The organism is Acinetobacter sp. YH12094 (assembly GCF_013419295.1).
Lineage (GTDB): Bacteria > Pseudomonadota > Gammaproteobacteria > Pseudomonadales > Moraxellaceae > Acinetobacter > Acinetobacter amyesii.
Map to the genome: position 1 here is coordinate 1 of NZ_VPAK01000048.1, position 8,446 is coordinate 8,446.

Here is an 8,446-nt window from a genome sequence, read left to right on the forward strand (position 1 = left end):
GGCGATCAATTACACTCTGAAGCGTTGGCCAGCTTTAAGCCGCTATCTGGATGATGGCAATCTACCGATTTGCAATAACTGGGTGGAAAACCAGATGCGCCCCTGGGCGTTGGGACGTAAGAACTGGCTGTTTGCAGGTTCGCTGCGCAGCGGTCAGCGAGCAGCCAATATTATGACATTAATCCAGTCAGCAAAACTGAATGGGCTGGATCCCTATGCCTATTTAAGTGATGTGCTGAAAAGGTTGCCGACACATAAAGTGACTCAGATTGAAGAATTGCTACCACACCGCTGGAAACCTAAATCGAATTAAAAAATAGGCATGGGGTTCAGCGGACGCTTACAAACTATGTCTAAAGCTTTAGTTACCATTGGATCGATAACTAGTCATGGTGGGATCGTTGCAGAGTGTGACACTACTTTTATCATTAATGGAATTGCAGTTCATTTAAATGGTATGAAACACTTCTGCCCTCAATGTAAAACTGTCGTTTCCGCAATTGCTTCTGATCAAACCACTATTGTTAATGGTCGGGCTATAGTACTTGCAGGTGATAAAACAACATGTGGCGCTACATTTCTTGGTAATCAATCCCTTGTTGTAGCACAGCCTAAGAGTTCTTCATCAGCTAGCTCAGCAATATCAAAATTAAATATTGCCCAATCTCCAATAACAAAGGTTGCCTCAAACGTGCCAAATATGACAATGGGATTAACAAAGCAAAGTGATAAACCCAAAGGACCATTTACTGGCGGAGGGCACGGTGACCCTGATAACACTCGAGGTGTATTAAATAATTTAACTTTTGGAATAAGTGAAAAAGTTTTAACTGCTTTAGGAATGAAACCTGCTGATCCTAAGAAATTAGAAGAGGGAGAAATTGTTGGGGCGGTAATTGGCCCTGGAAAAGTTAAAGCTATTGGTAAGGCGGCAAAAGAAGTTGGAGGGAAAGTTTTAGGAAAAGAAGCTACAGGTGTTTTAGGTAGTCGCCATAATCAAATGAATCAGCCCAAGAATCCAAGTTATCAGCCAGTTCGGAATAATCCTACCAATATCGATGGTCGTAATTATTCCGGGCATGCTCTTGATAGGATGCAGGATAGAGGTATCATGCCATCAGTTGTAAAAGATACGATTAAAAACGGCTCTCAAACAGTAGGTACAAAATCTACCACTAACCATTATAGTCCAGCAAATAATGTCACAGTGGTAACTAATAAACGAGGCGATGTGGTTACAGTATCGCATGGGAAAATTGATGGTAAGGGAAAATAAAATGAATGAACTTTTAGAATTTGTACAGAACTATTCGAGACCCACAGAAACTCATTACCACTATGCTGAATTTACGAAAAATGTTGAAAATATTTACGATGGTTTTAAAGATAATTTCCCTATAGAAATGCAGGAGCAATTAGGTACTTTAATTTTCGATATGGAAGTAATAAATGGGTTAGCTTTATGCGATTGGGATTTAGCTAACAGACCAACTGAATGGAATGATTGGAATACTGATTATAAAGAAGATGCTGATAATTTAAAGAAACAACTTGTGAGTATCTTAACTGGGGTACAAAAAGAATATATAAGAATTTTAGACTAATTTTCTCTCCATTTAACATAATGGTCGTTATGCGAAATGCACAAATTGAAACATATAAAAATCAAAAACTTATGATATAAATTATTTGCTCGATGATGTTCAAAAGCCGACTTGGAAACAAGTCGGCTTTTTTATGAGCGGTTTTGGAGTGTTTTGCCAATAATTTTGACTAAAAATTACACCAATTGGGTTGAGTGATACAATTTTGTGATACATTATTGTATATACAAATTTGAATGTTTTTTATGAAACAGTATTTTGAATGGGATGAGGCTAAGAATCGAAAGAATCAGAAAAAGCATGATATCTCTTTTGAAACGGCAAGCCTTGTTTTTGAAGATCCATTAAGGATCTCAATCCAAGACAGACATACCGATGGTGAAGAACGTTGGCAAACCATTGGACGAGTTAAAGGCGTACTAATGTTATTGGTGGCTCACACCATTTTTGATGAAGATGACTGTGAAATCATACGAATCATTAGTGCAAGGCAAGTGACTAAAGCGGAGCGAAACAAATATGAGCATGGTTAGATACTCACGCAAAGAGCTGAATGAGAAATTTAGTGAGAAGCAAGATGCTGAAATTCAACGCTTGCTTGCTAAAGGCACGGTTCCGGATGATCAGCTAGATCTATCAGATATTCCTGAAATTACCGATTGGAGCAGTGCTGTACGCCCAAATCAATTTTACCGCCCAGTGAAGCAACAAACTTCAATTCGGTTAGATGCTGATGTACTTGCTTGGTTCAAAGCACAAGGCAAAGGTTATCAAACACGAATGAATGAAATTTTACGGGATGCTATGCTGAAAGAATTAAAAAATCATCAATAAAAATGGGAGCTTAAGCTCCCATTTTTGTGTTATTCACCAATTAAAATGTCTACCTACCTGTTATTCCTAAGTAGAAATGTCCTACCATTTCGTATAATATAGATTATGTTAAATTAAGTATACTTGAATATTAGCGTTAGTGTATCAAGCATTAAAATTTAGCGCCTACATTCAAAGGCGCTTTTTTATTAAAACTTAATTTTTTTCACTATAGAGGCTTTCATTAAATTTGAAGCGTACCGGGTTTGTCGGAGACATTTTTATTTAAGTTAGGCCACCTGACCTAACGGGTTAATCTTATCATAGTACATTGCTTCAAACTCAAAAGGAGGTACATAACCCAATGCGCTGTGTACACGCTTTTTGTTAAACCAATCTACCCAATTTAATGTCGCAAGTTGTACATCCGCTAAACCTTGCCAGTCTGCTTTTAAATATTCAATCACCTCTGTTTTGTATAACCCATTCACTGTTTCAGCCAAAGCGTTATCGTATGAATCACCATTTGTACCGACTGACGCTCGTGAATTTGCTGCTTCTAGACGATTGGTATAGCGACTGGAAAGATATTGCACACTTCTATCGGAATGATGAATCACATTCTTTGGCATCCCTCGATCATGCAATGCTTGCTCAAGTGCATCGAGCACCATATCTGTATTCATCCGTGTAGATACTTTCCATCCAACAATTGCTCGTGAGAACACATCAATAATAAAGGCGGTATAGACCCAGCCCGAATGAGTTTGAATATACGTAAAGTTACTCACCTGAGATACCGTCTTGGTAGTCAATCAGGTTTTGAGATTATTCGACCAATAAATAATCTCTTTGATAGGCAGTCAGATGTTTTAAAACGCCATAACACCTTGTATACCTAGCTTCTGTATCAATCGAGCAACTGTACAACGTGCGATAACATAACCTTCACGTTTCAATTGTTGCCAGACCTTAAGCACACCATATCGGCCTGAACTTTCTTTCCAAATTCGTTTAATTTGTTCAGCATGATGCTCATCATGTAGACTTCGTTTCGCTCGATGTTCTGGATTGTCAGCGAGATCTAAAGTTCGTTAATAGGTTGAAGCTGAGATCGGTAAAATCCTACAAATCGCATCAACACCGTATAACACTTTATTATTATGGATGAAATCCATCATTATTTGTGTGGGCGGTCGAGCTCCGCCTGGGCGAAAGCACGCTTTAATTCTTTAATTTCACGTTCCATTTGCTTCATTTTTTCTTGATCAGATATCTGTTGTACTTTAATAGGATTTTGCTGATCTAAATGCTTTTGATGCCAGGCACGAAGTGTTTCAGGAGTACAACCAATCTAACGGATGGCTCTAGTCCTCCTATTTTTCAAGTCAATTTCTTATCCGCGATTCGGGTTATATAGAAACTTTTTAGATGAATATTCAATCTTCTAATATTTTATTAGCAATTTTCAAATGTGATTCTGCACCTTTTAGATAAACTTACTCGTGTATATGAATTTTATCGTATAAAAATGGGAGCAAAGCTCCCATTTGACTTCTAGCTACTTTTCTAAATTTTGGCTAAATAAAATTTTTCTCTTTAGCACCTTCTGAATCTAAATAGTTCTCTAAAGAATCATCGAGAGCTTCTAACCAAGGCGTATGATGTGGTCTTGCCATTTTTCCAGTCATAACTGAACGATACGTTTTATCTCTAAATTCCATAATATTTTCTTTCTTGTGCTTTTTCCATTGCATGAAAATATTATGCACCCCATCAACGTCAAAATTAGGGTAATCTGTTTCACTAATTAAATATTTCACATATTCACCTTGGAAACGTGCTTTCTTTTCATCTGTACTTAGAGCTTTCTCTTCTAAATGCTTCTTCTCAGTATGATGTTGCATTTCCATGATATTTGGCAAAGAAATTTTACCTAATATGATATCTCTAACATACCAAGCTTGGGCATCAAACATATTGAAGGTATACCATTGATCTTGCATACCTAGATAAAATAAACGGGGATTTTTTTCCCATACCACACCTTGGTAAAGATCTAGTGGATATAAACAATTGTGTGTTCTTAAACGCAATTTATCTTCGATAAATGGGAAATGATGAAGATAACCAGTACACAAAATAATCGCATCAACTTTTGCTGAAGTACCATCTCCAAAATAAGCTTTACGTTCATCTACACGTATTAGCTGTTTTTTCTCAGACCAATTTTTCGGCCATCTAAAATCCATCGGTTTGTTACGATAACAACTATAGATTTGCTTTGCGCCATATTTGTAGCATTGTGAACCGATGTCTTCAGCCGAATAGCTACTGCCCACAAGCAGTACCGTTTTATCTGCAAATTCACGGGCATCACGAAAATCATGGGCATGTAAAATACGACCATGAAAACGATCAAAGCCTTTATATACGGGTACTTTTGGTGTCGAAAAGTGCCCTGAGGCTACAATCACATAGTCAAACTCTTCCACATAGTGTCTTTGGTTCTTGTAATCTTCTACTTCAACAGTAAATTTCTTTTTATGTTCATCGTAGCAGACATGCTGCACCGCGGTATTGAATCTGACCAAATGTTTGATCTTGGCTTTTTCCGCACGACCCTTGATATAATCCCACAACACTTCTCTTGGTGGGTAAGAGGCGATGGGCTTTTTAAAATGTTCGTCAAACGTATAATCCGCAAACTCTAATGCTTCTTTTGGCCCATTAGACCACAAGTAACGGTACATACTGCTATGAACGGGCTCTCCATTTTCATCTACACCTGTACGCCAAGTATAGTTCCATTGCCCCCCCCAATCACTTTGTTTTTCAAAACATATAATTTCGGGAATTTCTAGACCTTTGGCCTTTGCTGATTGGAATGCTCTTAATTGTGCCATGCCACTAGGACCTGAACCAATAATTGCTATTCTAGTCATCGCTATCTCCATTAGTTTTAATAGCTTCGCCTATCTCCAATTTTGATTTTATTTAGGATCGTAAGAATAGTTTATGTACAAACCTAAATTTATAGATTAAGGATAATCCACTCAAAATAGGATGCGAAGTAAAAAAAAATATTGTAGGCTACATTTATATTGGATATATAACATACAGAAAAGAATAAAAACTATATCATAAAAACTCATATAAAAATATAATATAAATAATAATATTAAATATAACAATTTAACTTCTAAATTTTTTTAATTTAATTTTGAATAACCTGAAGATCAGTGTAAAAAATCCTTACAATATAAAGCTTTAATGCAGAAGATTATCAAACAACGTTTCATATCCTAGAATTTTAATCGTATATTTAACATAAAATCTCTTATGCGAAATTAAAATAAAATTGTAACTCCAAAAGGCTTTGTTGCATAAATATGTAAGCATCTGATTTAAATAAATTTAATTTTGGATCAAAAAATAATCAAAACTTTTAAAATCATATAGTTATGAAATCTTTGTGCAACAAAGCCTTCCTAAAGTAAACTGAGCTTCTGAAAGTTCTTTTTTTGACGACTCCTCAAAATATTTTAATGCTTGTACATCATCCTGCTTTACGTACTTACCTTCTTTATACATAACTCCGAGGTTATACAAACCTATTTCATCATTTTTCTTCGCTGCTTTTTCAAACCAATAAAATGCTTTTTCATAATTTTGATTCACCCCTACCCCATCATAATACATACGAGCAACTTCAGTTTGAGCTTTTGAATGGCCTAGCTCAGCTGACTGCATCAGTAATGAAAAAGCTTTTTTATAATTTTTTTCCTTACCATTAAGACCTAGGTAGTAATCACCAGCTTCAACATACAACTGCTCTGAACTTTTATTATCTACATGTGTACCTTTTTGAAAATTACTTTCTTTAGTACAAGCGGCAAAAAATAGACACATTATTGTACAAAATAATATCAATCCATTTTTTTTCATACTCTTAACCTAACCTTTAATCTGCACCAGATGGGTGATTTTCTAATCCAGGATCTTTTTCAGTGGCAGTCCGATTCAGCAGTCGCCTTAAGTTCTTTATAAAAAGCCTGAAAGGGCTTTTTTTTATCAACACTCATAATTAAATAGCTTTGCTAAATAAAACCGTGAATTAAAAATATCATTTTAAATTTAATTGATCCATTCTTTAGGAACTTGAGGGATTTTAGATGTTCTCACACAAAGCCTTCTAATTAAGAATTGAGGAATACCAAAAATCAAAAGATTTAAATTAAAGTCTGAAGGTAATTTCACTTGATCTGTGAAATAATCTCGCTCTGAAAATCTTAGTAGTTTAAGTCTAAACCAAGTTTCTCTTGCTATCTCTTTACGGTCAATGACATTCGGGGCATAGTAATGAATATTATTTTTTAATTTTTCTAAGTCTTCACCCGCCATATAGCGTCTAAAAAACTCCCAATGACCTTCAACCAAACTTAAGCTACGAAATCTAAATGGAAAGACGACCACTTGTTGAATGATCTCATTTTGATCAATCAGTGAAGCATTCACAGCGTATTCATGATTTTCATTAATATTTATAGAAAAATGATAATCACTCCATGGAGCTGAAATCCATTTTTTTTGGTAAGGCTCAAAATAGTGTAATTCTTGCTTTTTACGGTTAAAAATTAACGGGTAATGTGTATAGCCAAATAATTCGCGACCGAATGAAATATTAAATATTTTTATTAAAAGATAAGTACTTCCAATCAGGGCAAAAGTCCCTATTATAAGAGCAAAAGATATTTCATTTTTAAAAAGTGCATAAAATAGAAAAAAAAGTAAAGAAGAACTGATTATTAATAATATGACGGAGAACCATATAGAAAAAATTGATGGCAATCCTCTAATTTCGTCCCAAGCATCAGTACAAACTAGGTAATCCTCATTAATTTCCTGAATATTAAAATAAGGTATCAGTTTATTTTTTAGATATTTATCCCGTTCTAAATTAAAATTCGTCAAACCTCGTTCGTTAATATAAGTCAATACTTGTGGTTTTTCATGGTTAATCTTCAAACCTTTGATCAAATTCTGATTTTCATAACCATAGTTACCACTCATAAGAAACCTCCATATATAGTTTTACCACTTGTAATCCGTACCACTTACTTCTTCGACAGCTAAGATATAATTTTTCTCTAAGTTATCTAAAGATAATCCTGCATTTGATGTCCCCCAGGCGCTTTCTTTCAGCCAGATCCTAAGCTGCTGTCTGCGATTATAATCAGCGTAATAATCCACTCCAAAACCTACTATAATTAAAGCAACTCCCCATCCAGTCGCTCCTAACCCAGTAAATGAGCTGACATGAACGTTGTACCTTTACGTAAAAGATAAGTTGAAGCTATTAGCGAGATTCCAAATGCTCCATCAAAAATCTTGCTAGTTTTATTATTTCGATTAAAAGAAATCCAAGCATTTTTGAATTCTAAAGCAGCAAAAATGGTAGCACCACCATATAAACCACCGCGAGCAATTCTCGTGGCCCAACCTTTTAAATATCTTAATTTTGCTGATTCACCAACCTGCAATATTTTCATTTGAAGCTGACGGTCTAACACATCCGCAACGTTGCCAAATGTTGCCGCAATTACACCTATAAAATTAGTTCCCGTTTGTAAATTCACTCCTGTAACCATGCCTTACGTAGTGCTAAACCATCTAGATGGCCAAACACTACAAATTGGAGAGCGCTTAACCGTACGGCATAGTCATGCTCACCCAGTACAACCAATAGATTTTCCTGAAAGATTTAAAGGGGTAATTAATCCAAACTTTGACAACTCTGTCCGCTGTGTAGTAAACCAAACTAAAAAAATTATGTAGTCTCACCCAATACAGCTATATCAAGTTTGATGGAGTTGTATTTCCTGATTTTCAAATAATGCATACGTTAAATGACATTCATTCCCGAGTCGAGACACATGTTTTAAATATATTAATAATGGCATTTTTACATGTTACAAAATACTTGATCTTTATGTCCAAACTACTCATGCTAATTGTCATATCAAACA

At 35.4% G+C, this 8,446-nt stretch carries 8 protein-coding genes, 2 pseudogenes and 1 other annotated feature; of the genes and pseudogenes, 5 read left to right on the plus strand and 5 right to left on the minus strand.

The features are described 5' to 3' along the window. The 5 genes and pseudogenes from FTU34_RS16930 to FTU34_RS16955 form a co-directional block, all read left to right on the plus strand. Positions 1–313 (plus strand): transposase domain-containing protein (locus FTU34_RS16930; RefSeq protein WP_180112668.1); only part of this gene is annotated, 313 nt, incomplete at its 5' end. Positions 314–349: 36 nt separating this feature from the next. Next, a pseudogene (locus tag FTU34_RS17975) lies at positions 350–610 on the plus strand (PAAR domain-containing protein); the annotation flags it as partial. A gap of 667 nt (positions 611–1,277) precedes the next feature. Continuing rightward, positions 1,278–1,604, plus strand: coding sequence for a hypothetical protein (locus FTU34_RS16945; RefSeq protein WP_180022336.1), 327 nt, complete (start codon positions 1,278–1,280; stop codon positions 1,602–1,604). Between the two features lie 245 nt (positions 1,605–1,849). Then, positions 1,850–2,137 carry a BrnT family toxin gene (locus tag FTU34_RS16950; protein ID WP_092818268.1) on the plus strand — a complete coding sequence of 96 codons (288 nt, stop codon included), beginning with the start codon at positions 1,850–1,852 and terminating at the stop codon, positions 2,135–2,137. Next, positions 2,124–2,438, plus strand: a complete 315-nt coding sequence (locus FTU34_RS16955; RefSeq protein ID WP_070155399.1) for a BrnA antitoxin family protein — start codon at positions 2,124–2,126, stop codon at positions 2,436–2,438. The genes FTU34_RS16950 and FTU34_RS16955 overlap by 14 nt, the downstream gene beginning before the upstream one ends. A 269-nt stretch (positions 2,439–2,707) precedes the next feature. Here the strand turns inward: FTU34_RS16955 and FTU34_RS16960 are convergent. The 5 genes and pseudogenes from FTU34_RS16960 to FTU34_RS17985 form a co-directional block, all read right to left on the minus strand. Continuing rightward, positions 2,708–3,771, minus strand: a pseudogene (locus FTU34_RS16960) (IS3 family transposase); the annotation flags it as partial. Next, positions 3,524–3,641: a sequence feature (AL1L pseudoknot), on the minus strand. (Overlaps the previous pseudogene by 118 nt.) 226 nt (positions 3,772–3,997) lie before the next feature. Further along, positions 3,998–5,362 (minus strand): NAD(P)-binding domain-containing protein, encoded by a 1,365-nt coding sequence (locus tag FTU34_RS16965; RefSeq protein WP_180036244.1) that lies wholly within the window; start codon positions 5,360–5,362, stop codon positions 3,998–4,000. A 517-nt stretch (positions 5,363–5,879) separates the two neighbouring features. Beyond that, positions 5,880–6,365: a tetratricopeptide repeat protein gene (locus FTU34_RS16970; protein WP_180036243.1), complete on the minus strand. Its 486-nt coding sequence runs from the start codon at positions 6,363–6,365 to the stop codon at positions 5,880–5,882. Between the two features lie 189 nt (positions 6,366–6,554). Continuing rightward, the gene (locus FTU34_RS16975) at positions 6,555–7,490 is read right to left on the minus strand and encodes a hypothetical protein (protein ID WP_180036242.1); all 936 of its coding nucleotides are present in this window, start codon (positions 7,488–7,490) and stop codon (positions 6,555–6,557) included. 224 nt (positions 7,491–7,714) lie between these two features. Further along, positions 7,715–8,056, minus strand: coding sequence for a hypothetical protein (locus tag FTU34_RS17985; protein WP_257226325.1), 342 nt, complete (start codon positions 8,054–8,056; stop codon positions 7,715–7,717). Positions 8,057–8,446 lie beyond the last annotated feature (390 nt).